Below are 379 nucleotides of genomic sequence, written 5' to 3' on the forward strand. Positions count from 1 at the left end.
CACCATCAACTGGATCCCTTCCACCATCCGATGAATCCCCAGCACTGCATCACGCAGGGGGCCGTCGACATCAAAAGCCAGTTGACCCGCCAGTGCCTGCACGGATGCTAGGTCTTGACCGATCGTTCCCACGCTCTGCGTGGGAATGCCGCCCCGGACGCTCTGCGTCCCGCCCTGCGCAAGGGTGACGCTGAGCGTCACAGGATGCATTCCCACGCGGAGCGTGGGAACGATCAGTTAGCCGTGGCTGCTGACACTTCGTGAAGATCCAGCACCCGATCCACCATCAACTGGATCCCTTCCACCATCCGATGAATCCCCAGCACTGCATCACGCAGGGGGCCGTCGACATCAAAAGCCAGTTGACCCGCCAGTGCCT

The 379-nt window shown here is 61.5% G+C and carries 2 protein-coding genes; both read right to left on the bottom strand.

Annotation, left to right across the window (positions count from 1 at the left end; translation table 11 throughout):
• On the bottom strand, positions 1 to 147 hold a 147-nt coding region (locus BOP96_RS30335; RefSeq protein ID WP_373420040.1), incomplete at its 3' end, for a DUF6124 family protein.
• 86 nt (positions 148 to 233) lie between these two features.
• On the bottom strand, positions 234 to 379 hold a 146-nt coding region (locus BOP96_RS31060), incomplete at its 5' end, for a DUF6124 family protein (RefSeq protein ID WP_373420041.1).

This window comes from Pseudomonas sp. FSL W5-0203 (genome assembly GCF_001896155.1).
Classification (GTDB): domain Bacteria; phylum Pseudomonadota; class Gammaproteobacteria; order Pseudomonadales; family Pseudomonadaceae; genus Aquipseudomonas; species Aquipseudomonas paracarnis.